We start from the raw sequence: 21,649 nt of genomic DNA on the forward strand, positions 1-21,649 counted from the left end.
GGGGGGCCGGGTGAAGTCCTCGCCCGGACGCGTGGGCGCCCCCCCCCCCGGGGGGGGGCCGGCCCCCCCCCCCCCCCCCCGCGGCCGCCGAAGCCCGAGGCCGCCGCCCGCGGCCTCGAGGTCAGCCGGTGCTGACCACGACCGTCTTACCGGCCTTGTCGTGCAGGCCCTGCTTGTAGGGCTTGTCGAAGAAGCTCCAGCCGCCGCAGACGGCCGTCCAGAGGAAAGAGCAGCAGAAGGCGAACGGCAGCCAGAGCACGGCGGCGCGTACCACCGCCGTCTGCAGGGTGGGCGTCGAGCCGTCGTCGAGGTTGGCCACCCGCAATTTCATGAGCTGCTTGCCCAGCGTCTGGCCCGTCTTGACCGTCATGACGACGTCATAGGCCATGTAGAGGATCGCCGTCAGCAGGGACCTGCCGAAGGCCGAACCGCCGTTGACGTCGTCGAAGTCGACGCTGTTCCAGCGGAAGGCCCACAGCAGCAGATACGTGACCACGCCGACGACCAGGATGTCGATGACGCGCGCCAGGACGCGCTTGCCGCTGTCGGCGAGCGGGGGCATCCCGGCGAGCGGGTCGCTCGCGCCGTAGCCACCGCCGTAGGGGTCGCCGCCGTAGGGGGGCGGCGGTGGAGCGCCGAAGTCGCCGCCGCCGGGCGGAGGCGGGGGCGGCGGGGCCCCGTCGCCGTAGGGCGAGTCGTACGGGGAGCCGCCGCCGCTGCCGGGCGGCGGCTGCTTCTTGAACGGGTCGTCGTCCGGTGGCTGGCCGGGGCCCGGAGGCGGCGGTTGGGTGCTCATGGCCCGAGTCGACCCCGAACGAGAGGGGTCCGCACGCGGCCGGGGTCCGGACGGGGGACCTGAGCCCGGGGACCTGAGCACCTGGGGTCCTACCCGGCTACGAAGGTGTGGGCCGCCTTGTCGTGCCAGCACTGCCGCCACGGGCGGTCGAACAGACACCAGGCCACGCCGACGACACCGACGACCAGGACGCCCGGCACGCTGTACACCAGCCAGCGGCGCAGCGCCGCGCCGAACGACGGGGCCACGTGCTTCTCGATGTCCCGCACCTCGAGTCCGCAGAGCTTCTTGCCGAGGGTGCGGCCCCACTTCGCGGTCGGCAGGGCCTCGTACAGCACGCCGAAGATCAGCAGCGCGGCGAGCACGCCGCCCAGGCAGGCGGCGGTCGTGCCGTCGATGAGCCACACCGTCACGGTCTCGCCGGACAGCTTCGCCTCGTCGATCTTGGCGTTGACGTGATCGTACGCCGTGGTCGCCGCGGGTACGGCGGCGACGCCGGTGACGGCGCCCAGCACCAGCGTGTCGATCAGCCGCGCCGCGAGCCGTCGGCCGAGGCGCGCGGGCCTGGCCGCCGCCCGGGCCCGCGCCGCCGCCGTGAACGGATCCTCGGTGACGGGCTTCCACGGCGGTACGGGGCCGCCCTCGCCCCCTGGGCTCTGCGCGAGCCGCTGCACCTGCTGCGGCCAGGAGGCCGGGCTGGCGGGATCGGCTGGGGCCGCGCCCTCCACCAGGGTCGGGTTCGGCTGGCCCGGTGTGCCGGTGGCCGCCGCCCGGGCGGCGGCGGGCGGACCGCTCGACGCCGCGGGCGCGGGTGCGGGCGCGGGTGTCTCCGGCAGGCGGATGGCCATCGTGCCGTCGGCCGTGGGCGGCGTCTGGCCGAGAGGGCGGGAGGGCTGGTCCGGGACCGACGCCTGGGGGCCGCGGGCCTCAGGGCCGCGGGCCTCGGGAGCGCGGGCGTGCGCCAGCCGGGGGTCGGCCGCGGCCGATGTGCCCCAGGCGACCCGGCGGTCCCGCTCGCCGCCGAAGCCGCCCTGGTGCGATGTGTCGGCCTGCCAGGCCGTGGCGGGCTCCGGCCGGGCGCCGTCATCCCGTACGCCATCCCGTACGCCATCCGGTACGTCGCCCTGTCGATCGTCCCGTCCGTCGCCCCGCACGGCCTGCGGCTCCTCCTCGTCGAAGAAGACCGGCCCGGTCTCCTCCACCGGCGCGGTCGCCTGCCCGGGTACGGCGGCGGGCTCGCTCACGCCGGGCGGCAGCGGCAGCGGCTCGCCCCCGGCCGGGGCGGGGCGGCTGGTCCCCGGCACCCAGGAGACCCCGTTCCAGTACCGGACGTAGCCAGGGATGGAGGGGTCCGGGTAATAGCCTTGCCGGGCTCCGTTGTCACCGTTGCCGGCGGGAGGCGTCGCCATGTCCCCAACTCCGATCGTGAACAGCACAGTTGACCGACCACGGCGCCGACCCGGACGGGCCGCGACACCGGATCTCCCACGGTCCAAGGAGGACAGTAACGAAGACCGCACCGCCCGGAGCGGCGAGAAGGCGAGATACCCCGCGTACGAGCGACACAGCGGCGCGGAAAAAAACTTCGGAAAGTTCGGCGAAGTCGCGTAAGCGATCCGCTCCTGGGCGCTCTCACCTCGTACAGGCCCACCGAAGGGCCCGTGCCGAGACCGTCCGACGAGAGGAACGTACGAGATGCACACCGTGGTGGAACGAGAGCTGGAACTGAAGCTGGTGCTGTCGCCCGAGCGCAGCGTCCCCGTCCCGGCCCGCCTCACCTACCGCACCGACGACCCGTACGCCGTGCACATCACCTTCCACATCGGCTCGGATCAGCCGGTGAACTGGACCTTCGCCCGCGAGCTGCTGGTGGAGGGCGTGTTCCGGCCGTGCGGGCACGGGGACGTGCGGGTCTGGCCGACGAAGTTCGAGGGCCGCAGCGTGGTCCTGATGGCGCTCAGCTCGCCGGACGGGGAGGCCCTGCTGGAGGCGCCGGCGGCCGCCGTGTCGGCCTGGCTGGAGCGCACCCTGCGGGCGGTGCCGCCGGGTTCCGAGTCCGAGCAGCTGGGCATCGACGACGGCCTGGCCGAGTTGCTCGCCCCGGCGGCGGGCGGGCGTGACGAGCTGTGGCTGCGCGACCCGTGGCCGTCGGACGAGTCGAAGGACGGTGAGTGAGTGGCGTCAGAGCACCTTGCCCGGATTGAGGAGGTGCAGCGGGTCGAAGGTCTGCTTGATCCCCCGCTGCAACTCCACTCCCACCGGGCCGATCTCGCGGGCCAGCCATTCCTTCTTCAGTACGCCCACGCCGTGTTCGCCGGTGATCGTGCCGCCGAGCTCCAGGCCGAGGGCCATGATCGCGTCGAAGGACTCGCGGGCCCGCCTGGACTCGTCGGGGTCCGCCGCGTCGAAGCAGACGGTGGGGTGGGTGTTGCCGTCCCCCGCGTGCGCGCAGAGCCCGATGGTCAGGTCGTACTTCTCGGCGATGCGCGCGGTGCCGTCGAGCATCGCGCCGAGCCGCGAGCGGGGCACGCAGACGTCGTCGATCATCGTGGTGCCCTTGACGGCTTCCAGTGCGGTGAGCGACAGCCGCCGGGCTTTGAGGAGGAGTTCGGATTCGGCGGGGTCGTCGGCCGGGACGACCTCGGTGGCGCCCGCGGCCGTGCACAGCTCGCCGACGGCGGCCAGGTCGGCGGCCGGGTCGGCGGTGTCGAAGGCGGCGAGCAGCAGGGCCTCGGTGGTGTCCGGGAGTCCCATGTGCGCCAGGGCGTTGACGGCCTGGATCGTCGTACGGTCCATCAGTTCGAGGAGTGACGGCACATGTCCCTCGGCCATGATCCGGCAGACCGCGTCACAGGCGGCCGCGGCGGAGGCGAACTCGGCGGCGAGCACCAGCTGCGGGGGCGGCGCGGGCTTCAGGGCGAGCACCGCGCGGACCACGACGCCGAGGCTGCCCTCGGAGCCGACGAAGAGCCGGGTGAGGTCGTATCCGGCGACGCCCTTGGCGGTGCGGCGGCCGGTCTTCAGCAGGCGGCCGTCGGCCAGGACGACGTCGAGCCCGAGTACGTACTCGGCGGTGACGCCGTACTTCACACAGCACAGGCCGCCGGACGCGGTGCCGATGTTGCCGCCGATGGTGCACTGCTCCCAGCTGGAGGGGTCGGGCGGGTAGCACAGGCCGTGGGCGGCCGCCGCGCGGGAGAGCGCGGCGTTGACGACGCCCGGTTCGACGACGGCGATCCGGTCGACCGGGCTGATCTCCAGGATGCGGTCCATCCTGAGCAGAGAGAGGACGATGCAGCCGTCGGAGGCGTTGGCGGCGCCGGACAGGCCGGTGCGCGCGCCTTGTGGGACGACGGGGACGCGCAGTGCGGTGGCGGTGCGCAGCACATGCTGCACCTGTTCGACCGTACGGGGCAGTACGACGACGGCGGGGCGGCCCGCGGCGCAGAAGCTGGCCATGTCGCGCGCGTACGAGGCGGTGACGTCCGGGTCGGTGAGGACGGCTTCGGCGGGCAGCCCGGCGCGCAGCGCGGCCAGCAGGGGTTCGGCAGGATCGGCGGAATCGGCGGAATCGGCGGCCATGATCCCAGCGTGGCACTCGGGGCCATCGGTGTGAACCCGTAGGGCGACCCACGCGCGCGTCGCGGTGTGCTCGTCGTATCGGTGCACGCCTTGACGCAGAGTGATCACCATGGAGAGCAGAGTGATCGCCGTGGAGAACCAGAACGAACAGGAGCGGCAGGCCCCGGCCCCGCCGCGCCGCCGCTCCCGCGCGGTGCGGCGCGCTCTGGTCGCCTCGGTCACGGGTGGCGCCCTGCTCGCCGGGGTGCTGGTGCTGGTCCCCGTGCTGCGGGAGGACGGCCCGCCGCCCGCGCCGGGCCCGGCCGGGCGGGCGATGGCCGCGGCCGGGGCGGGCGCGCCAGCCTCGCTGGCCGACCTGACGGCCCTGATCAGGGAGCGGAAGGCGTGGGTGCGCGAGCAGCCGGGCGACGAGGAGTCCTGGGCGGTGCTGGGCGCCGCCTATGTCGAGCGGGGGCGCCGTACGGCGGACTACGCGGCCTATCCGAAGGCCGAGCGCGCGCTGCGCAGGTCGCTGGCCGTGCGTCCCGGCGACGAGGGCAACGCGGCGGCGCTGGCCGGGCTCGCCGCGCTCGCCAACGCCCGGCACGAGTACCGGGACGCGCGGAAGTGGGGCGAGCTGGCCGTGCGGCAGGCCCCGAAGCGCTGGACGCTGTACCCGGTGCTGCTGGAGGCCTACCGCGGTCTGGGCGACCGGAAGGCGGCGGGCAGGGCACTGGAGCGGCTGCGGGAGCTCGGGGCGGGGTCCGTGGTGCGGGCGGCGGCCGCGGGGGTGTACCGGGACCGGGGGTGGCGTGAGGACGCGGCGGTGAACGCGGCGGACGCGGCCGCGCTCGCCGGGACCCCGGCCGAGCGGGCGGTGCGGCTGCACCGGGTCGGTGAGCTGGCGTGGGAGCGCGGCGAACCGGCCGAGGCGCTGCGCTGTTTCCGGGCGGCGCTGCGTGCCGGCCCCGACCACCATCCCTCGCTCGCCGGGAAGGGCCGGGCGCTGGCGGCGCTGGGCCGCTCGTCGGCGGCGCTCGCCGCCTTCGAGTCGGCGCTGGCGAAGCAGCCGCTGCCGGAGTACCTCCTGGAACTGGGCGAGTTGCAGGAGTCGCTGGGGATGGAGGCGGCGGGGGTCCAGTACGACATCCTGCGCGGGCGGATCGAGCAGGGCGGCGGTGTGGGGGTCAACGAGGCGCTGGTGCTCGGCCGGTTCGAGGCGGACCACGGCGACGCGGACGCGGTGCGGGCGGCGGTCAAGCGGCTCACCGCCGAGTACAAGCGGCATCCGGGGCCCGAGGCGGCGGACGCGCTGGGCTGGGCGCTGCATCGCGCGGGCGATGACGAGCGGGCCGTCGCGTACGCGAAGAAGGCGATGGAGAAGGGGCCGCGCAGCGCGTTGTTCTTCTACCACCGGGGCCAGATCGAGCGGGCGCTCGGGCGGCACGGTTCCGCGCGCCGCCATCTGGCGACGGCGCTGCGGATCAACCCGTCCTTCTCGCCGCTGCTGGCGCCGCTGGCGGCTCAGGCCCTGGAGGCGCTGGGCGAACCCGCGGCGGGCGGTCCGGCGCGGATGGGGGCGCAGACGCCGTCCGAGAAGACCGGCGAGGAGGCCTAGGCCCTGTCCTGGATCCTGGGGGGCGTTTCCCCGAGACGCCCCCCAGGACCGGTCGCCGGGCCGGTCATCGGACCGGTCGCCGGACGGGTGTGCGCGCGTGCGCCGTGGCCCCACGGGTCGTCAGGTCCCGTGGGGCCACGGCGTGCTGAGGCGCGGAACAGCCAGGGTTCCGGAACAACCGGGGTTCCGGAACAACCGAGGAGCCGGAGCGGTCAGAGGTTGCCGCGCTTGGCCTGTTCGCGCTCGATCGCCTCGAACAGGGCCTTGAAGTTGCCCTTGCCGAAGCCCATCGAGCCGTGCCGCTCGATCATCTCGAAGAAGACGGTCGGGCGGTCCTGGACCGGCTTGGTGAAGATCTGCAGCAGGTAGCCGTCCTCGTCGCGGTCGACGAGGATCTTCAGCTCGCGCAGGGTCTCCACCGGCACCCGTGTCTCGCCCGCCCACTCGCCGAGGGTGTCGTAGTACGTGTCCGGGACGTCCAGGAACTGGACGCCCGCGGCGCGCATGGTCCGCACCGTCGTGACGATGTCGTTGGTGGCGAGCGCCATGTGCTGGACGCCGGGGCCGCCGTAGAACTCCAGGTACTCGTCGATCTGCGACTTCTTCTTCGCGATCGCCGGTTCGTTGATCGGGAACTTCACCTTCTTGGTGCCGTCGGCGACGACCTTGGACATCAGGGCCGAGTACTCGGTCGCGATGTCGTCGCCCACGAACTCCTTCATGTTGGTGAAGCCCATGACCTTGTTGTAGAAGGCGCACCACTCGTTCATCTTGCCGAGCTCGACGTTGCCGACGCAGTGGTCGATGGCCTGGAAGGTGCGCTTGGCCGGGGGCTCGACGATCGGCTGGGCGGTGACGAAGCCGGGCAGGTAGGGGCCGTCGTAGCCGCTGCGGTCCACCAGTGTGTGGCGGACCTCGCCGTAGGTGGCGATGGCGGCGAGTACGACCGTGCCGTGCTCGTCCTTCATCTCGTACGGCTCGGCGACGGAGCGGGCGCCGTGCTCGATGGCGTAGGCGTGCGCGGCGCGGGCGTCGGGGACCTCGATAGCGAGGTCGACGACGCCGTCGCCGTGTGCGGCGACATGGCCTTCGAGGAAGCGGCCCCAGTCGGTGCTCGCCTTGATGACCGAGGTCAGCACGAACCGGGCGGCGCCGTTCTCCAGGACGTAACTGGCGGTCTCGCGACTGCCGTTCTCGGGGCCCGAGTACGCGACGAGCTTCATGCCGAAGGCGGTCGAGTAGTAGTGCGCGGCCTGTTTGGCGTTGCCCACGGCGAAGACGACCGCGTCCATGCCCTTGACCGGGAAGGGGTCGGCCTGCCGTGCGGTGTCAGGGGTTTCCTGGATGGTCTCACTCATAACGGCAGCGTCCCCCTGTTCCACAAGGTGCGCAATAGTTGCCTGGATCACTGGTCAATCCGCCTAGCGAAAGGCGAGTATGGCCGGGCTATCTGTACAGGATGACCACCGGGAGTGTGATCCAGGCCATGTCCATCGACGCACTGGACGGCAGACTGCTCGTACTGCTGGCGCGCGAGCCCAGGATCGGCGTACTGGAGGCGTCGCGGCGGCTCGGCGTGGCGCGCGGCACGGTCCAGGCGCGCCTGGACCGCCTGCGGTCGAACGGCGTCATCCGGGGCTTCGGCCCGGACGTGGACCCGGCGGCGCTCGGCTATCCCGTCACCGCCTTCGCGACGCTGGAGATCAAACAGGGCCAGGGCGCGGACGTCCGGGCCCACCTCAGCGGCGTCCCGGAGGTACTCGAACTGCACACCACGACGGGGCACGGGGACATGCTCTGCCGCCTGGTGGCCAGGTCCAACGCCGACCTCCAGCGGGTGATCGACCGGGTGGTGGGCTTCGACGGCATCGTGCGCGCGTCGACGGCGATCGTGATGGAGAACCCGGTGCCGCTGCGGATCATCCCGCTGGTGGAACAGGCGTCCTCGGCCGACGGCTAGCCGTCAAGACCAGTACAGCGTGTCATCACATCGTGACGATCAGCTTGCGCATCAAGATGCGCGGCTTCTATTGTTGTGTGTATGAGAACCACGGTCGACCTCCCCCAGGACCTGCTCCAGGAAGCGAAGCTGCGCGCGGCACGCAGGCGGGTGACGCTCAGTGCGGTGATAGAGGACGCGGTGCGGGCGTCGTTCGCGCGCGATGTGAACGCGGCGCAGAGCGTCGCCAAGCTGACCACCGACCCCGGACGCGGCGGCCCGCGCCCCGGCATCAACCTGGACGACAACCTGTCCGTCCGTGACCTCATGGACGGCCTCGAATGATCCTCTGCGACGTCAACGTCCTCGTGTACGCCTTCCGCGAGGACAGCAAGGACCACGAGCGCTACCACGCGTGGCTGCTGCGGCAGCTGCGCGGCGACGAGCCGGTGGCGTACAACGGCGTGGTCGACAGCGGCTTTCTCCGCATCGTCACCCACCCGCGGATCTATCAGCCGCCAAGTGAACCGGACACCGCGTTCGCCTTCCTCCAGGACATCCGTGACGCGCCCGTCGCGGCGTCGCTGACGGAGGGCCCGCGGCACTGGAGCATCTTCGAGCGGCTGTGCCGTGGTGCGGGCGCTCGGGGGAATCTCGTTCCCGACGCCTACATCGCGGCGCTGGCCATCGAATCCGGCGCCACGCTCTACTCCGCCGACCGCGGCTTCGCCCGGTTCCCCGGACTGCGGTGGCGGCACCCGCTGGACGACGAGGACTGAGTCTTCAGCAGGTCGGGACGGGCTCGCCCTTGTCCAGGGCGCGTAGCGCGTCCACCGTCCCGGACAGGGTGGTGACCGGGATCAGCCGCAGCCCGTCCGGGAGTTCGCCCCGCGCGTCCCCGCACTCCGCCTGCGGTACGAGGAAGACGGTCGCCCCGTCCCGCCTGGCGGCCTGCGTCTTCAGCGAGACCCCGCCCACCGTGCCGACCTCGCCGTCCGCGCTGATCGTGCCCGTACCCGCGATGGTGCGGCCTCCGGTGAGGTCGCCGCCGCTGCCGTCGCCGTCCAGCTTCTCGACGATGCCCAGGGCGAAGAGCAGCCCGGCGCTGGGGCCGCCGACGTCGGCGAGTTCCAGCTCGACCTCGATCCCGTCGCCGCGCTCGCCCAGGTAGCCGAGCGCCGCCTGGACCGCCGCGTCCTGGGACTCCTCCATCTGGCCGATGTTGTGCTTCTCGATCTCCTCGGTGGACTCACCGCTCGGATACACCGCCTCGCGGGGCATCACCGCGCGGTCCGTGCGGAACCAGCCGTCGACCACATCGCCGAGGTCGACCCGAGCGTCCGGGCCGGTCGCCAGGATCGTCGTCATCCGCAGCTGGCCGCTCGTCTCGCGGGTGGGAGCGCCGGTGATGGTGATCACCGGGTCGCCGTTGTTCTCGCCGAGTACGTCCGCGGTCGCACCGGGGTGCGCCACCACGAACGGCAGCGGCGCCAGGCCCGCGGTCGCCAGCAGAGCCACGAACGGGACGGCGCAGACGGCGAGGGCCTTGGACCGGGGGAGCCGCGAGAGGCCAGGGAGACGTGAGAGCACGGAATCAACCTATAACCACGGCCAACCCCCACGAGACCCAGCCACCACAGGGCCTCACGCGGACGCGGACCGCAACACAGCCTCAGGACGGACGCGGACCCGCCACACAGCCTCAGGACGGGCGCGGGACGGGGCAACGCGCGGGCCGCGCGGCGCGCGGTCAGCGCAGTGCGTCGGCGACCTCGCGGGCCGCGTCCACCACGCGCCCGCCCACCCGCTCCGGCACCGAGTCCGCCAGCATCACCACGCCCACGCTGCCCTCGATCCCGGTCACCCCGACCAGCGGCGCCGCCGCCCCGCTCGCCCCGGCCTCCAGCTCGCCGTGGGTGAGCGTGAAACCGGGGTCGTTCAGCGCGCCCTGCCGGGCGGACAGGATCGCCCGGCCCGCCGCACCCCGGTCCAGCGGATGCCGGAACCCGGTGCGGTAGGCCACGTGATAGTCGGTCCAGGTGGGTTCGACGACCGCCACGGCCAGCGCCTCCGTGCCGTCGACCAGCGTGAGGTGGGCGGTGGCCCCTATGTCCTCGGCCAGCGCGCGCAGCGCGGGCAGCGCCGCCTCCCGCACCAGCGGATGCACCTGGCGGCCCAGCCGCAGCACGCCGAGCCCGACTCGGGCGCGGCCGCCCAGGTCACGTCGTACCAGGGCGTGCTGCTCGAGCGTGGCGAGCAGGCGGTACACCACGGTGCGGTTCACACCGAGCTTGGTGGACAGCTCGGTCACGGTCAGTCCGTGGTCGGTATCGGCCAGCAGCTTGAGGACACGCAGTCCCCGGTCGAGCGTCTGGGAGGTCTCCGCGGTCACGACGCCCTCTCCTTAGTGGTGAGTCACGACGGCCCCCCTTTCGCGGCAAGGCGTTCCCCCGCCGAAGAGGCGGGTGCCCCGTCACCGGTACCGCCGGTGACGCACGTCCAGAGGCCGCCGGGCGATGGCGGGGCTCCGGGCGGCGGCGGACGCCTCCCGGCAGCGCTGAGCACCGGCTGCGCTCCGCGGCGGCGCTGCCACGGGGCGTGTGTGTTGCCGGGACATTAGCGAGCTGGTCCGCTCAGCGGAAGACTCCGTCCAGAATCCGGTCACCGAAAAGGTGAACTTCACACTTCCGAGCACGCCTGATGCCCGTTATGTGAACCACATAACGGGTGAAAGCCGACTAACCAGGCAATGTCCCGAAACACCCGAACGGGTGATGGTTGACGGACGACCGGCCGGTCGTCCGTCAACCATCACCCGTCACCCGTCACCTCATCCGGGTCGCCCACTCCTGGACCTTCGCGATCCGCTGCCGGATCTGCCCGGCCGTCGCCTCCGCGCTCGGCGGACCGCCGCACACCCGGCGCAGCTCGGTGTGGATCACGCCGTGCGGCTTGCCCGACTGGTGGGTGTAGGCGCTGACCATCGTGTTGAGCTGCTTGCGCAGTTCGAGCAGCTCCTTGTGGCTGACCACCGGACGCCGCTCGGCGGGCAGTTCGAGCAGGTCCGCCTCCGCGTCCGGCCTCTTGCGGCTGTGGGCGATCTGCCGGGCCTGCCGCTTCTGCAGCAGCATCTGCACCTGGTCGGGTTCCAGCAGCCCCGGAATGCCGAGGTAGTCCTGCTCCTCCTCGCTGCCGGGGTGCGCCTGCATCCCGAACTCGGCGCCGTCGTAGAGCACCCGGTCGAACACGGCCTCGGACTCCAGCGCCTCGAACGGCAGCATGTCCTGTTCGCCGGTGTCCTCGTCCTGCTCCCGGTTCGCCTCGTCCATCTCCTTCTCGGACTCGGCGTAGGGGTCCTCGTCGTCCCCGCCCTTCTTCGGCTTGTCGAGTACGTGGTCGCGCTCGACCTCCATCTCATTGGCGAAGCCGAGCAGGTCCGGGATGGTCGGCAGGAACACGGACGCGGTCTCGCCGCGCCGCCGGGACCGTACGAAGCGCCCGACGGCCTGGGCGAAGAACAGCGGGGTCGAGATGGTCGTGGCGTACACGCCGACCGCGAGCCGCGGCACGTCCACGCCCTCGGACACCATCCGGACCGCGACCATCCAGCGGTCGTCGCCCCGGCTGAACTCGTCGATCCGGTCGGACGCGCCGCTGTCGTCCGACAGCACCAGGGCAGCCTTGCTGCCGGTGATCTCGCGGATCAGCTTGGCGTACGCGCGCGCCGAGTCCTGGTCGGAGGCGATGACCAGGCCGCCCGCGTCCGGGATGCCCTTGCGTACCTCGCTGAGCCGCTGGTCGGCGGCGCGCAGCACATTGGGCATCCAGTCGCCGCGCGGGTCCAGCGCGGTACGCCAGGCCTGGGACACGGCGTCCTTGGTCATCGGCTCGCCGAGCCGGGCGGCGATCTCGTCACCGGCCTTCGTGCGCCACCGCATCTGACCGCTGTAGGACAGGAAGATGACGGGCCGGACGACGCCGTCGCCGAGCGCGTTCCCGTAGCCGTAGGTGTAGTCGGCCGACGAGCGCCGGATGCCGTCGTTCCCCTCCTCGTAGGTGACGAAGGGGATCGGGTTGGTGTCGGAGCGGAACGGCGTACCGGTCAGCGCGAGCCGCCGAGTGGCGGGCTCGAAGGCCTCCAGGCAGGCCTCGCCCCAGGACTTGGAGTCACCGGCGTGGTGGATCTCGTCCAGGATGACCAGGGTCTTGCGCTGCTCGACGCGGTTGCGGTGCAGCATCGGCCGTACGCCCACGCCCGCGTAGGTGACGGCGACGCCCTGGTACTCCTTGCTGAGCGGGCCCGCGCTGTACTCGGGGTCGAGCTTGATGCCTATCCGGGCGGCCGCCTCCGCCCACTGCTTCTTCAGGTGCTCGGTCGGCGCGACCACCGTCACCTGCTGCACGACGTGGTGGTGCAGCAGCCAGGACGCGAGGGTGAGCGCGAAGGTCGTCTTCCCGGCGCCGGGGGTCGCGACGGCGAGGAAGTCGCGCGGCTGCTCCTGGATGTACCGGTCCATGGCGCCCTGCTGCCAGGCACGCAGCTTGTTCGCCGTGCCCCAGGGGGCGCGGCCGGGGAAGGCGGGCGAGAGGTGGTGCGACGACGAGGCGGGGGTGCCGGTGGTGGTAGTCACGGTCTCCGGTTCGGGTCTGGCTCGGCTACGTATGACAACCGGGCCACCTTACCGGTGGTGCCGCGGTGGCTTCCGCCGGACGCCACCGGGGTTGAGCGCGTTGGGACGCGAGTCACACGCCGACGCTCAGTGAGCGAACTGCGGCAGTTGCTCGGCGATCTTGGGCACATCGAGGCCGCCCTGGCAGACGTCCAGCACGAACCGCTCAGCCTCGTCGACATCGAAGCCCGCATCCAACGGATACCCGTTCATGTGCAGGAACACCCAGGTCGCGTACCAGGCCAGGCGCTTGTTCCCGTCGACGAGGGCGTGATTGCGGGCGATCGACTCCATGAGGGCCGCCGCCTTCTGCCACACGTCCGGGTAAGCGTCCTGCCCGAACACGCTTGACTGCGGCCGAGCCAGCGCCGAGTCAAGCAGGCCGTAGTCACGTACCTCGCTCGCCCCAAGCCGCTCGGCCAGGGTGAGCAGCTCGGGCAGCGTGAGGTACTGCATCAGGCGAGCCTCCGGTTCAGCTCGACGCTCGCGTTCAGCACATGGTCGGCCGCTTCGTTAAACAGCCGGGAGTGCTCATTTATCGCCTTGACCACGGCATCGTGGGCGAAGGACTGCATGCTCCGACCTTCCGCGTCCGCACGCTCGCGCAGGGCGTCCAGCTCTTCCTCGGTGAACCGTACGTTGAGACCAGCCATGGCTTCGATGGTACCGAGCGGTACCACGTGGTGCCACTGACTTAGGACTCGCCGCGGGCCGCCGTTCAGCGCACGCCGGGAACTCATCGGGTGGGCGGGCGCCGCCCCTCAGCCGCCGGGTGTCGCCACCGCCGCCTGCGGCCGGATCGGGAGGCGGTTGACCGGGCGGCCGGTCGCCGCGCGCACCGCGGCGGCCACCGCGGCGGGCGAGGTGACGACCGGCACCGCGGACGCGGCCTTCGCCCCGAAGGGGGCCACCACGTCCCGCTCCTCGACGAGTTTCACGATGCGGATGTCCGGGGCGTCCAGGGACGTGGGCAGGGCGTACCCGGTCAGGTCGGGGTGCCGGACCAGGCCGCGCGGGGTGCGCAGATGCTCCGTGAGCGCCACGCCCACGCCCTGCGTGACGCCCGCCTCGATACGGGCCGCCAGCTGCGCGGGGTTGAGCACGCGCCCGACGTCCTGGGCGACCGCCAGCTCCACCACCCGTACCGCGCCGAGCTCCACGTCCACGTCCACCACCGCGCGGATCGCGGCGAAGGCCAGGCCCACGAACGCGTCGCCCTGGCCGCTCTCGTCCAGCGGCTCGGTGGGGTGCGGGCGGCACTGGGCCGTGGCCCACAGCTCCTTGCCGTCCATCGCCTCCATCACGGTCGTGGACAGCACGCCGTCGTACGAGGTGATCTTGCCGTCGGTGATCTGGAGGAGCTCGGTCGACATCCCGAACTTGGCCGCCAGGGGCTGCAGCAGCTGGGTGCGGACCATCTTGGCCGCGCGCTCCACCGCGCCGCCCGACACCCAGGTGTGGCGGCTGTGGCAGGCGGGCCCGGAGGGCGGCTGGTCGGTGTCGACCGAGGCGACGTGGACCTCGTCCAGGCCCAGGGTCTCCTGCACGATCTGGCGGGCCAGGGTCGGGAACCCCTGGCCGGTGTCCACCGCGGCGCAGATGACCGTGGCGACGCCGTCCTGGACCTTGACGGTCGCCGTGGAGACCTCGTCGGCGCCCTCGGCGCCGAGCATGTGCACCATGCCGAGCGCGTAGCCGACGCCGCGCCGGATCGCGCCCGGCTCGCCCGCGCCCTCCGGGCCGCCGGGCAGCAGCCACTCCTCCTCGGGGGAGTCCTTGGGCAGCCGCGGCAGCGGGTAGTCCCGTACGGAGCGCAGCAGTTCGGCGACCGGGGCGGGGCAGGTGACGGTCTGTCCTGTGGGCAGGATGTCGCCAGTCGCCAGGACGTTGCGCAGCCGGAGTTCGGCGGGCTCCAGGTCCAGCTTGGCGGCCAGCTTGTCCATCTGAGCCTCGTAGGCCGCGCAGACCTGCATGGCGCCCTCGCCGCGTACATGGCCCGACGGCGGGTTGTTGGTGCGTACGGCCCAGCCCTCGATGAAGGCGTGCGGCACGACGTACGGGCCGCAGGCGAAGGAGACGGCGGCGGCCAGGGACTCGCTGGACGCGTCCGCGTACGCGCCGCCGTCGAGCAGGATCTGCGCCTCGACCTTCACCAGGCGGCCTTCGGCGTCCGCGTGGTGGCGGTAGCGCAGCAGCGTGGGGTGGCGGTGGGCATGGCCGAGGAAGGACTCCTCGCGGGTGGCGGTGAGCTTGACCGGGCAGCCGGTCTTCAGCGCCAGCAGGCCGAGCGGGAGCTGGAAGCCGGGGTCCTCGCGGTCGGCGGTGGCGCCGGGCACTCCGGTGACGACGACCTTCACGCGGTCCGGCGGGAGGCCGTAGCAGGCGGCGGCCAGGTCGCGGTCGGTGTGCGGGTCGGTGGAGGCGACGTACAGCTCGACGCCGCCGTCCGGGCGGGGCACGGCGAGTCCGGCCTCGGCGCCGATCGGGGCGGGGTCCTGGCGGCCGACGCGGTACAGGCCCTCGACGACGGTCTCGCCGACGGCCTCGGGGTCGCCGTAGCGCAGCGGGATGTGGCGGATGAGGTTGCCGTCAGGGTGCAGGGGCTCGGCGGCGAAGGCCTGCTCCGGATCGGTGACCGGGTCCAGGATCTCGTACTCGACCATGACGGCGGCGGCGGCCATGCGCGCGGTGTCGGGATGGTCGGCGGCGACGGCGGCGATCGGCTCGCCGTGGTGGCGGACGACCTCGGACGCGAAGACGGGGCGGTCGGCGACCCGGCGGCCGTGTCCGGCGTCGCCCGGTACGTCCTCGTGCGTGACGACGGCGTGCACGCCGGGCATCTTGCGGGCTTCCGACGTGTCGATGGACGTGATCCGCGCGTGCGGGTGCGGGGAGCGCAGGATCGCCGCCCAGAGCAGCCCTTCGGCCCACAGGTCGGCCGCGTACGGGAAGGTGCCCTCGGTCTTCGCGGGGATGTCGGCGGCGGTGAGCGAGGCGCCCAGGCCGTGCGGGGGCGGCTCGGGGGGCGCGGCCGGGGCCGTGGGGGTGGTGGCCGTGGCGGTCTCGCTGCTCATGCCTGGCCTCCGTCCTGCGGGGTCTCGGGCTGGGGGTGGGGGTGGGCTTGGGGGTGGGGGTGGGGGTGGGGGTGGGCTACTCCCCCGGCGCCGGGGGGCGCCTGGTGCGGGATGCGGGCCTCTTCGGGGGGCTCGGTGTGCTGGTTCCCGTCTTCGGTGTCGGCCGTCGCGGTGCCGCGCTGGGCCACGACCTCGTTGACGGCGTCGAGTACGCCGCGGTAGCCGGTGCAGCGGCAGAGGTTGCCGCACAGGGCCTGGCGGGTCTCGCGCTCGCTGGGGGCCGGGTTGCCCTCCAGCAGGTCGTGCACGGTCATGGCCATGCCGGGTACGCAGAATCCGCACTGCACCGCGCCGCTGCAGGCCAGGGCGCGCTGCACGTCGGACGGCTGGCCGCCTTCGGCGAGGCCTTCGACCGTGCGCACCTCGCTGCCCGCGGCGGTCGCGGCGGGCACCAGGCAGGAGGCCACGAGCCGCCCGTCGACCTGCACCGCACAGGCCCCGCACTCGCCCTGGGAGCAGCCGTCCTTGGCTCCGGCGAGGCCGAGCCGCTCACGCAGGACGTAGAGCAGCGACTCGCCGATCCAGGCGTCGGTGACGGGCCGGTCCACGCCGTTGACGCGCAGCACGTAGGAGACCAACGGCCGCTCGTCGACGAACCCATGGGCCAGGTCCTGCGGCGGGTCGACGCCGGGGCCGGCGGCGCCTGCCCGCTGGTCCGCTCCGGGGTCGTCGACACCTGCCCGCTGGTCCACGCCGAGGTCGCCCGCGTGCTGCGGGTCCGTGCCCCGCGCCCCGTGCGCGCCCTGCCCATCCCCTGGACCGGTCTCCGTCTCGCCGCCCTGACGCACGTCGACACCGCGCTCACGCTCCGCACCCTCCTGCGGGCCCCCGCCCACACCGAGGTCGTGCTCCGCACCCTCGTACGGGCCGTCGCCCACGCCGGGCTCCTGCCCCGAGCCCACGCCCGCGTGCGCGTCCGTGCCCTGATCACGCGCCGCGCCCTCGTACGGGCCGTCCGCGCCAGACTCTTGGCCTGGCCCCACGCTCGCGTGCGCGTCCGTACCGGGGGGGTGCGCCGCGCCCTGGTGCGGGTCGTTGCCCGTGCCAGGGGCTTGGGGCGGGGGGGTGCTCGTGTGCGTTTCCCCGTCCGGCAGCGCGTACGGGTCCGTACGGGGGGCCTGGTCAAGGGGCGGGGCCCATGGGGGCGGCGCGCCGCCGGGGAGGGTGCCGGGGGCGTTGGCCGACCACTGGTCGACCAGGGCGGACCTGGTGAACTCGCCGGACTCGTCCGGGAGGTCACCCTGGGCGAGCGGGATCGACCACTGGCCGGTCACGTTCGACGAAGGCGGCGCCGCCGCCCCTTCCGTGAAGCTCCACTGCCCCGTGTCGCCCGCCGTCGGCGGCGGCGGCTGCGCGGCGTTCGGCTCCGGCCAGCGCACGGCCGCCTCGCCGATCACCGGCTCCGAAGAAGCCGCGTCGGCGTCCGGGGACGCGGCCAGGCCCGGAATCACGAACGTCCCGGTGGCCGCCGGGTCGGTCGCCGCACCCGGCGCGACCGAGATCTGCGGCGGTACGTAGCCGCCGCTGCCCGGCGCGGCCAGCGGCGTGTCCGCGAGGCCCTCCGGGAGCGTGACGAACGCCGTCGCGTCCGCGTCGTAGTCACTCGGCGGCGTCGGCTGCCAGCCGCCCTCCCCGCCGGACACGCCCTCGCCCATCGCCCCGTCCGCGCCGGTTCCGTTGGTGTCGCTCACGACAGCGCCCTCCCCAAGGCTCGTCGGGCCAGCACGGCGACCGTACGCCGCAGGTGGAGCACGACGGGCGGCAGCTCGTGCGGCGTGCCGTCCGGCGCCTGGTCGGGAATGCAGGCGGCCGCGACGTACTCGCCGAAGGCGGTCAGCGCCTCGGGGGCCAGCGCCCGCCCCGCGTCCCAGTCGATCAGCGAGGCGACCCAGCCCTCGGCGTCCAGCGGCCGCAGCGGCATCGGCGCGACGGCGCCCACCGCGCACCGCACGCCGCGCCGCGCGGGGTCGAGCACCACGCACACCGACGCGGTGGCCCGGCCCGGCCCCGTCCGGCCGGTCGCCTTCAGGAAGACCTGCGGCGCGTGCAGCAGCGGCACCCGCACATAGCCGATGAGCTCGCCCGCGCGCAACATCTCCATACCGGCCAGCAGATGGGACACCGGCGCCTCGCGCCGCGCGCCGCCGGGCCCGGCGATGATCAAGGTGGCTTCCAGCGCGGCGAGCACCGGCAGCGCGTCCCCCGCCGGGTCCGCCGTGGCGATGTTGCCGCCGAGCGTCCCGGCGTTGCGGATGGTGGGCGGGCCCGCCGCCCGCGCGGCCGCGGCCAGCGCCGGGATCAGCGCCGCGAAGTCCGGGCGGCCCATGCGCGCGTGGGTCAGCGCGGCGCCGAGCAGGGCGTGCCCGTCCTGGTACTGCCAGCCGCGGATCTCGCTGATCCGGCCGAGGCCGACCAGCGCGGCGGGGCGCAGCTGCCCGGAGTTGACCGCCGCCATCAGGTCCGTACCGCCCGCGACGGGCACCGCGGCGGGCATGGCGCCGAGGGCCGCGACGGCCTCGTCCAGCGAGACCGGCAGCGTCACAGACGGCGGCGCCGACGGCGTCGTGGACTGCGCCATCTGGGCTGACTGCGGTGCGTGCGTGGTCAAAGCGGCTGCCCCTTCCCGATGACCGGCCCGCCTGGGCTGTTCCGCCGTACGGTACGTGCTCCAGCGCCGGACGTAGCAACTCTGGCACATCTTCGCGGCCCGCCGACGCAGGGGTCCACTAGGAACCGTTCCTCCCCCAACCAGCGGGATCGCCCGTTTTGACGGGCGCTCACCGGTCGGCGGGCATTGACGCCTTAGGCGACTCTTGTGTCGATTCTTCCCCGCTGCCTCACCGTCCCAGGGCCGCACTCCCGCGGCCCGTGACGTCCTGTCACCTCACACGTTCGGGGGCGATCCCCCGATCGGGCGTCCGAGCACGCCAGGAGGCCCGTTGCCGGGGCAACGGGCCTCCGGGTGGCCGGTATTCGACCCTCAGTGCGTCAAGTGTGGCGCGGTGCACTGACATTCGGCGCTCGAAGTCCGCGAAGGCGGTGAGGCGCGGGAAGGTTCGGGCTGGCGGGTCCGGGCGGCCCAGAGCACGCCGGGCGGTCCGCCGCCACGCGGCCCACAGCGCGCCGCGCGGTCCGCGGGCCCTGCGGCGGGCGCGCGGCGCGGGGATCAGATCCGCAGGAGCCATACGGTCGGGACTGCCAGCCGCAGGCCGCCGAGGGGGCACGCGGACGAGACGGCTCCGGGATGCACCGGCACACCGGAGCCGCCGCCTCACACAGTCGGGCTCAGCGCTCTCGCGGAAGGCTCGTATGCGCTACTTCTTGCCGCCGCCCTTGCCGCTCTTGTCCTTGTCCTTGTCGCCCCCGGCGCCCATGGACTCGTAGATCTCCTTGCACATGGGGCACACCGGGTACTTCTTCGGGTCGCGACCCGGCACCCAGACCTTGCCGCAGAGCGCGACGACGGGGGTGCCGTCGAGCGCGCTCGCCATGATCTTTTCCTTCTGGACATAGTGGGCGTAGCGCTCGTGGTCACCGTCACCGTGCGACAGCTCCGGCGTCGGCTCTACGAGGGTCCCCGTACCTGCCCCGCGCTCAGGCTCAAGAGTGCTCATGGGTTCCAGGGTACTGAAGCCCGCCGACAACAGCCGCCGGGTGGCGGACGCCGGGGAGCGGACGTCCGTCGCCAGACGGGCGGTGTCAGTTGAGCGAGGGGTCGTCCGGGTACGTCGCCACCATCGCCAGCTCGCCGCGCTGGCGCCGCAGCACGCCGCGCCACAGCCGCTCGGGCTGGGGCGAGGAGACATCGCCCGGCTCGGACTCGACGACGTACCAGGCCCCGTCGGCCAGCTCGTCCTCCAGCTGGCCGGGACCCCACCCCGCGTACCCGGCGAAGATCCGCAGCGAGCCGAGCGCGGCGGCCAGCAGCTCGGGCGGGGCCTCCAGGTCGACCAGGCCGATCGCGCCGTGCACCCGGCGCCAGCCGACGGGTCCGCTGTCGCCGGGGATGATCCCGACCCCCAGGGCCGAGTCCAGCGACACCGGGCCGCCCTGGAACACCACGCCGGGTTCACCGGCGAGCGCGGCCCAGCCCTCCAGAATATCCCCCACATCGACCGGAGTCGGACGATTCAGGACGACTCCGAGCGAACCCTCCTCGTCGTGGTCAAGGAGCAGCACCACGGCGCGGTCGAAGTTGGGGTCGGCCAGGGCCGGAGTCGCGACCAGCAACCGCCCTGTGAGCGAGGACACCTCGGTCATGCCAGACATGATCCCGCATCTTCGCCTTCGGTGGGGAGGCAATCCCGGTACGTAAGCGCTCGCAGCTCAGGCCATACGGTAAAAAGAGCCGTGCGCGCCCCCTGAAGGGCGCATTCCGGTTACCGTGCGCGCTGACCGAAGCACGGTTCGTGTCAAGGCGCGGCTATCGCGGCCGAAGGTCGCCCTTGGCCTTACTTAGCGGGGGTAGAAGGCCATTAGGCTTACCTTTCTGCCCCCACCCACCTCATCGGAACGCGAGATACATGACCGTCAACGGCACTGACGACGTCCTGCTTGTCCACGGCGGCACCCCGCTGGAGGGTGAGATCCGGGTCCGCGGCGCGAAGAACCTGGTCCCCAAGGCCATGGTCGCCGCCCTGCTCGGCAGTGGCCCGAGTCGCCTGCGCAATGTCCCGGACATCCGCGACGTGCGCGTCGTACGCGGCCTCCTGCAGCTGCACGGGGTGACCGTCCGTCCGGGTGAGCAGCCCGGCGAGCTGGTGATGGACCCCTCGCACGTGGAGAGCGCGAACGTCGCCGACATCGACGCGCACGCGGGCTCCTCGCGCATCCCGATCCTGTTCTGCGGTCCGCTGCTGCACCGCCTGGGGCACGCCTTCATTCCGGGCCTGGGCGGCTGTGACATCGGCGGCCGTCCGATCGACTTCCACTTCGAGGTGCTGCGGCAGTTCGGCGCGACGATCGAGAAGCGCGCGGACGGCCAGTATCTGGAGGCCCCGCAGCGGCTGCGCGGCTGCAAGATCCGGCTGCCCTACCCGTCCGTCGGCGCGACCGAGCAGGTGCTGCTCACGGCCGTGCTCGCGGAGGGCGTCACGGAGCTGTCCAACGCGGCGGTGGAGCCGGAGATCGAGGACCTCATCTGCGTACTGCAGAAGATGGGCGCGATCATCGCGATGGACACCGACCGGACCATCCGGATCACCGGTGTGGACCGCCTGGGCGGCTACAACCACGCGGCGCTCTCGGACCGTCTGGAGGCCGCCTCCTGGGCGTCCGCGGCGCTGGCGACCGAGGGCAACGTCTATGTGCGCGGCGCTCAGCAGCGTTCGATGATGACGTTCCTGAACACCTACCGCAAGGTCGGCGGCGCGTTCGAGATCGACGACGAGGGCATCCGCTTCTGGCATCCGGGCGGCTCGCTGAACGCGATAGCTCTGGAGACCGACGTGCATCCGGGCTTCCAGACCGACTGGCAGCAGCCGCTGGTGGTGGCGCTGACCCAGGCCGCCGGTCTGTCGATCGTGCACGAGACGGTGTACGAGTCGCGGCTCGGCTTCACCTCGGCGCTGAACCAGATGGGCGCGCACATCCAGCTCTACCGCGAGTGCCTGGGCGGTTCGGACTGCCGCTTCGGGCAGCGCAACTTCCTGCACTCGGCGGTGGTTTCCGGACCGACCAAGCTCCAGGGGTCGGATCTGGTCATTCCCGACCTGCGCGGCGGCTTCTCGTATCTGATCGCGGCGCTCGCGGCGCAGGGGACGTCGCGGGTGCACGGCATCGACCTGATCAACCGCGGCTATGAGAACTTCATGGAGAAGCTCGCGGAGCTCGGCGCGAAGGTCGAACTGCCGGGCGGGGCGCTGGCCGGCACGGTGATCGGCGCCGGGATCGCGTTCGGCCTCGGCCGGGTGCTCGGGCAGGAGGCGCTGC

Annotated in this window: 20 protein-coding genes; 6 read left to right on the plus strand and 14 right to left on the minus strand. The window is 72.8% G+C overall.

Annotated features, from left to right (window positions below; all coding sequences use genetic code 11):
• Nucleotides 1-121 precede the first annotated feature (121 nt).
• Together ACX6XY_RS27900 and ACX6XY_RS27905 are read right to left on the minus strand one after the other, a co-directional pair.
• A complete protein-coding gene (locus ACX6XY_RS27900) occupies nucleotides 122-796 on the minus strand; it encodes an RDD family protein (RefSeq protein WP_460336613.1) in 675 nt (224 codons plus the stop codon).
• Nucleotides 797-885: 89 nt separating this feature from the next.
• The gene (locus ACX6XY_RS27905; protein WP_460336615.1) at nucleotides 886-2,205 is read right to left on the minus strand and encodes an RDD family protein; all 1,320 of its coding nucleotides are present in this window, start codon (nucleotides 2,203-2,205) and stop codon (nucleotides 886-888) included.
• 286 nt (nucleotides 2,206-2,491) lie between these two features.
• On the opposite strand from ACX6XY_RS27905, the gene ACX6XY_RS27910 reads away from it, so the two are divergent.
• Nucleotides 2,492-2,971 (plus strand): SsgA family sporulation/cell division regulator, encoded by a 480-nt coding sequence (locus ACX6XY_RS27910; RefSeq protein WP_460336618.1) that lies wholly within the window; start codon nucleotides 2,492-2,494, stop codon nucleotides 2,969-2,971.
• Nucleotides 2,972-2,977: 6 nt separating this feature from the next.
• Here ACX6XY_RS27910 and ACX6XY_RS27915 read toward each other — a convergent pair whose 3' ends face one another.
• The gene (locus ACX6XY_RS27915; protein WP_460336621.1) at nucleotides 2,978-4,378 is read right to left on the minus strand and encodes an FAD-binding oxidoreductase; all 1,401 of its coding nucleotides are present in this window, start codon (nucleotides 4,376-4,378) and stop codon (nucleotides 2,978-2,980) included.
• Nucleotides 4,379-4,487: 109 nt separating this feature from the next.
• Between ACX6XY_RS27915 and ACX6XY_RS27920 the strand changes: the two genes are divergently transcribed.
• Entirely contained in the window at nucleotides 4,488-5,975 is a 1,488-nt protein-coding gene (locus ACX6XY_RS27920; RefSeq protein ID WP_460336624.1) for a tetratricopeptide repeat protein, read from the plus strand.
• A 212-nt stretch (nucleotides 5,976-6,187) separates the two neighbouring features.
• Here the strand turns inward: ACX6XY_RS27920 and hppD are convergent, their stop codons facing one another.
• Nucleotides 6,188-7,333: a 4-hydroxyphenylpyruvate dioxygenase gene (gene hppD, locus ACX6XY_RS27925; protein ID WP_460336627.1), complete on the minus strand. Its 1,146-nt coding sequence runs from the start codon at nucleotides 7,331-7,333 to the stop codon at nucleotides 6,188-6,190.
• Between the two features lie 128 nt (nucleotides 7,334-7,461).
• On the opposite strand from hppD, the gene ACX6XY_RS27930 reads away from it, so the two are divergent.
• From ACX6XY_RS27930 to ACX6XY_RS27940, 3 genes are all read left to right on the plus strand, one after another.
• On the plus strand, nucleotides 7,462-7,935 hold the full coding sequence (locus ACX6XY_RS27930) for an Lrp/AsnC family transcriptional regulator (protein WP_460336663.1): 474 nt from the start codon (nucleotides 7,462-7,464) through the stop codon (nucleotides 7,933-7,935).
• 81 nt (nucleotides 7,936-8,016) lie between these two features.
• Nucleotides 8,017-8,259 (plus strand): ribbon-helix-helix domain-containing protein, encoded by a 243-nt coding sequence (locus tag ACX6XY_RS27935; RefSeq protein ID WP_460336630.1) that lies wholly within the window; start codon nucleotides 8,017-8,019, stop codon nucleotides 8,257-8,259.
• Nucleotides 8,256-8,693 (plus strand): TA system VapC family ribonuclease toxin, encoded by a 438-nt coding sequence (locus ACX6XY_RS27940; protein WP_460336633.1) that lies wholly within the window; start codon nucleotides 8,256-8,258, stop codon nucleotides 8,691-8,693. Before ACX6XY_RS27935 ends, ACX6XY_RS27940 begins: the two co-directional genes overlap by 4 nt.
• A 4-nt stretch (nucleotides 8,694-8,697) precedes the next feature.
• On the opposite strand, the gene ACX6XY_RS27945 is transcribed toward ACX6XY_RS27940, so the two are convergent.
• The 10 genes from ACX6XY_RS27945 to ACX6XY_RS27990 form a co-directional block, all read right to left on the minus strand.
• Nucleotides 8,698-9,504 (minus strand): S16 family serine protease, encoded by an 807-nt coding sequence (locus ACX6XY_RS27945; protein ID WP_460336636.1) that lies wholly within the window; start codon nucleotides 9,502-9,504, stop codon nucleotides 8,698-8,700.
• Between the two features lie 160 nt (nucleotides 9,505-9,664).
• The gene (locus ACX6XY_RS27950; protein ID WP_460336639.1) at nucleotides 9,665-10,306 is read right to left on the minus strand and encodes an IclR family transcriptional regulator; all 642 of its coding nucleotides are present in this window, start codon (nucleotides 10,304-10,306) and stop codon (nucleotides 9,665-9,667) included.
• Between the two features lie 433 nt (nucleotides 10,307-10,739).
• Complete coding sequence (locus ACX6XY_RS27955) at nucleotides 10,740-12,545, minus strand: DEAD/DEAH box helicase (RefSeq protein ID WP_460336643.1); 1,806 nt, start codon at nucleotides 12,543-12,545, stop codon at nucleotides 10,740-10,742.
• A gap of 126 nt (nucleotides 12,546-12,671) precedes the next feature.
• Complete coding sequence (locus ACX6XY_RS27960; protein WP_460336646.1) at nucleotides 12,672-13,040, minus strand: type II toxin-antitoxin system death-on-curing family toxin; 369 nt, start codon at nucleotides 13,038-13,040, stop codon at nucleotides 12,672-12,674.
• On the minus strand, nucleotides 13,040-13,237 hold the full coding sequence (locus tag ACX6XY_RS27965) for an Arc family DNA-binding protein (protein ID WP_460336649.1): 198 nt from the start codon (nucleotides 13,235-13,237) through the stop codon (nucleotides 13,040-13,042). Before ACX6XY_RS27965 ends, ACX6XY_RS27960 begins: the two co-directional genes overlap by 1 nt.
• Before the next feature lie 108 nt (nucleotides 13,238-13,345).
• Nucleotides 13,346-15,658, minus strand: a complete 2,313-nt coding sequence (locus tag ACX6XY_RS27970; RefSeq protein WP_460336652.1) for a xanthine dehydrogenase family protein molybdopterin-binding subunit — start codon at nucleotides 15,656-15,658, stop codon at nucleotides 13,346-13,348.
• Nucleotides 15,655-17,373, minus strand: coding sequence for a (2Fe-2S)-binding protein (locus ACX6XY_RS27975; protein ID WP_460336666.1), 1,719 nt, complete (start codon nucleotides 17,371-17,373; stop codon nucleotides 15,655-15,657). Before ACX6XY_RS27975 ends, ACX6XY_RS27970 begins: the two co-directional genes overlap by 4 nt.
• Nucleotides 17,374-17,405: 32 nt before the next feature.
• Nucleotides 17,406-18,326: an FAD binding domain-containing protein gene (locus ACX6XY_RS27980; RefSeq protein WP_460336655.1), complete on the minus strand. Its 921-nt coding sequence runs from the start codon at nucleotides 18,324-18,326 to the stop codon at nucleotides 17,406-17,408.
• A 706-nt stretch (nucleotides 18,327-19,032) separates the two neighbouring features.
• The gene (locus ACX6XY_RS27985; RefSeq protein ID WP_460336658.1) at nucleotides 19,033-19,332 is read right to left on the minus strand and encodes a DUF3039 domain-containing protein; all 300 of its coding nucleotides are present in this window, start codon (nucleotides 19,330-19,332) and stop codon (nucleotides 19,033-19,035) included.
• Between the two features lie 85 nt (nucleotides 19,333-19,417).
• Nucleotides 19,418-19,978, minus strand: a complete 561-nt coding sequence (locus ACX6XY_RS27990) for a YqgE/AlgH family protein (protein ID WP_460336669.1) — start codon at nucleotides 19,976-19,978, stop codon at nucleotides 19,418-19,420.
• Between the two features lie 263 nt (nucleotides 19,979-20,241).
• Between ACX6XY_RS27990 and murA the strand changes: the two genes are divergently transcribed.
• Nucleotides 20,242-21,649, plus strand: a 1,408-nt coding sequence (murA, locus tag ACX6XY_RS27995; RefSeq protein ID WP_460336661.1) for a UDP-N-acetylglucosamine 1-carboxyvinyltransferase, incomplete at its 3' end; no start/stop codon positions are given.

This window comes from Streptomyces sp. O3 (genome assembly GCF_054788135.1).

Coding starts and splice junctions, on each gene's coding strand:
- ACX6XY_RS27900 (WP_460336613.1), bottom strand. CDS start 796: ATGAGCACCCAACCGCCGCCTCCGGGCCCCGGCCAGCCACCGGACGAC.
- ACX6XY_RS27905 (WP_460336615.1), bottom strand. CDS start 2,205: ATGGCGACGCCTCCCGCCGGCAACGGTGACAACGGAGCCCGGCAAGGC.
- ACX6XY_RS27910 (WP_460336618.1), top strand. CDS start 2,492: ATGCACACCGTGGTGGAACGAGAGCTGGAACTGAAGCTGGTGCTGTCG.
- ACX6XY_RS27915 (WP_460336621.1), bottom strand. CDS start 4,378: ATGGCCGCCGATTCCGCCGATTCCGCCGATCCTGCCGAACCCCTGCTG.
- ACX6XY_RS27920 (WP_460336624.1), top strand. CDS start 4,488: ATGGAGAGCAGAGTGATCGCCGTGGAGAACCAGAACGAACAGGAGCGG.
- hppD (WP_460336627.1), bottom strand. CDS start 7,333: ATGAGTGAGACCATCCAGGAAACCCCTGACACCGCACGGCAGGCCGAC.
- ACX6XY_RS27930 (WP_460336663.1), top strand. CDS start 7,462: ATGTCCATCGACGCACTGGACGGCAGACTGCTCGTACTGCTGGCGCGC.
- ACX6XY_RS27935 (WP_460336630.1), top strand. CDS start 8,017: ATGAGAACCACGGTCGACCTCCCCCAGGACCTGCTCCAGGAAGCGAAG.
- ACX6XY_RS27940 (WP_460336633.1), top strand. CDS start 8,256: ATGATCCTCTGCGACGTCAACGTCCTCGTGTACGCCTTCCGCGAGGAC.
- ACX6XY_RS27960 (WP_460336646.1), bottom strand. CDS start 13,040: ATGCAGTACCTCACGCTGCCCGAGCTGCTCACCCTGGCCGAGCGGCTT.
- ACX6XY_RS27965 (WP_460336649.1), bottom strand. CDS start 13,237: ATGGCTGGTCTCAACGTACGGTTCACCGAGGAAGAGCTGGACGCCCTG.
- ACX6XY_RS27970 (WP_460336652.1), bottom strand. CDS start 15,658: ATGAGCAGCGAGACCGCCACGGCCACCACCCCCACGGCCCCGGCCGCG.
- ACX6XY_RS27975 (WP_460336666.1), bottom strand. CDS start 17,373: ATGGGCGAGGGCGTGTCCGGCGGGGAGGGCGGCTGGCAGCCGACGCCG.
- ACX6XY_RS27985 (WP_460336658.1), bottom strand. CDS start 19,332: ATGAGCACTCTTGAGCCTGAGCGCGGGGCAGGTACGGGGACCCTCGTA.
- ACX6XY_RS27990 (WP_460336669.1), bottom strand. CDS start 19,978: ATGACCGAGGTGTCCTCGCTCACAGGGCGGTTGCTGGTCGCGACTCCG.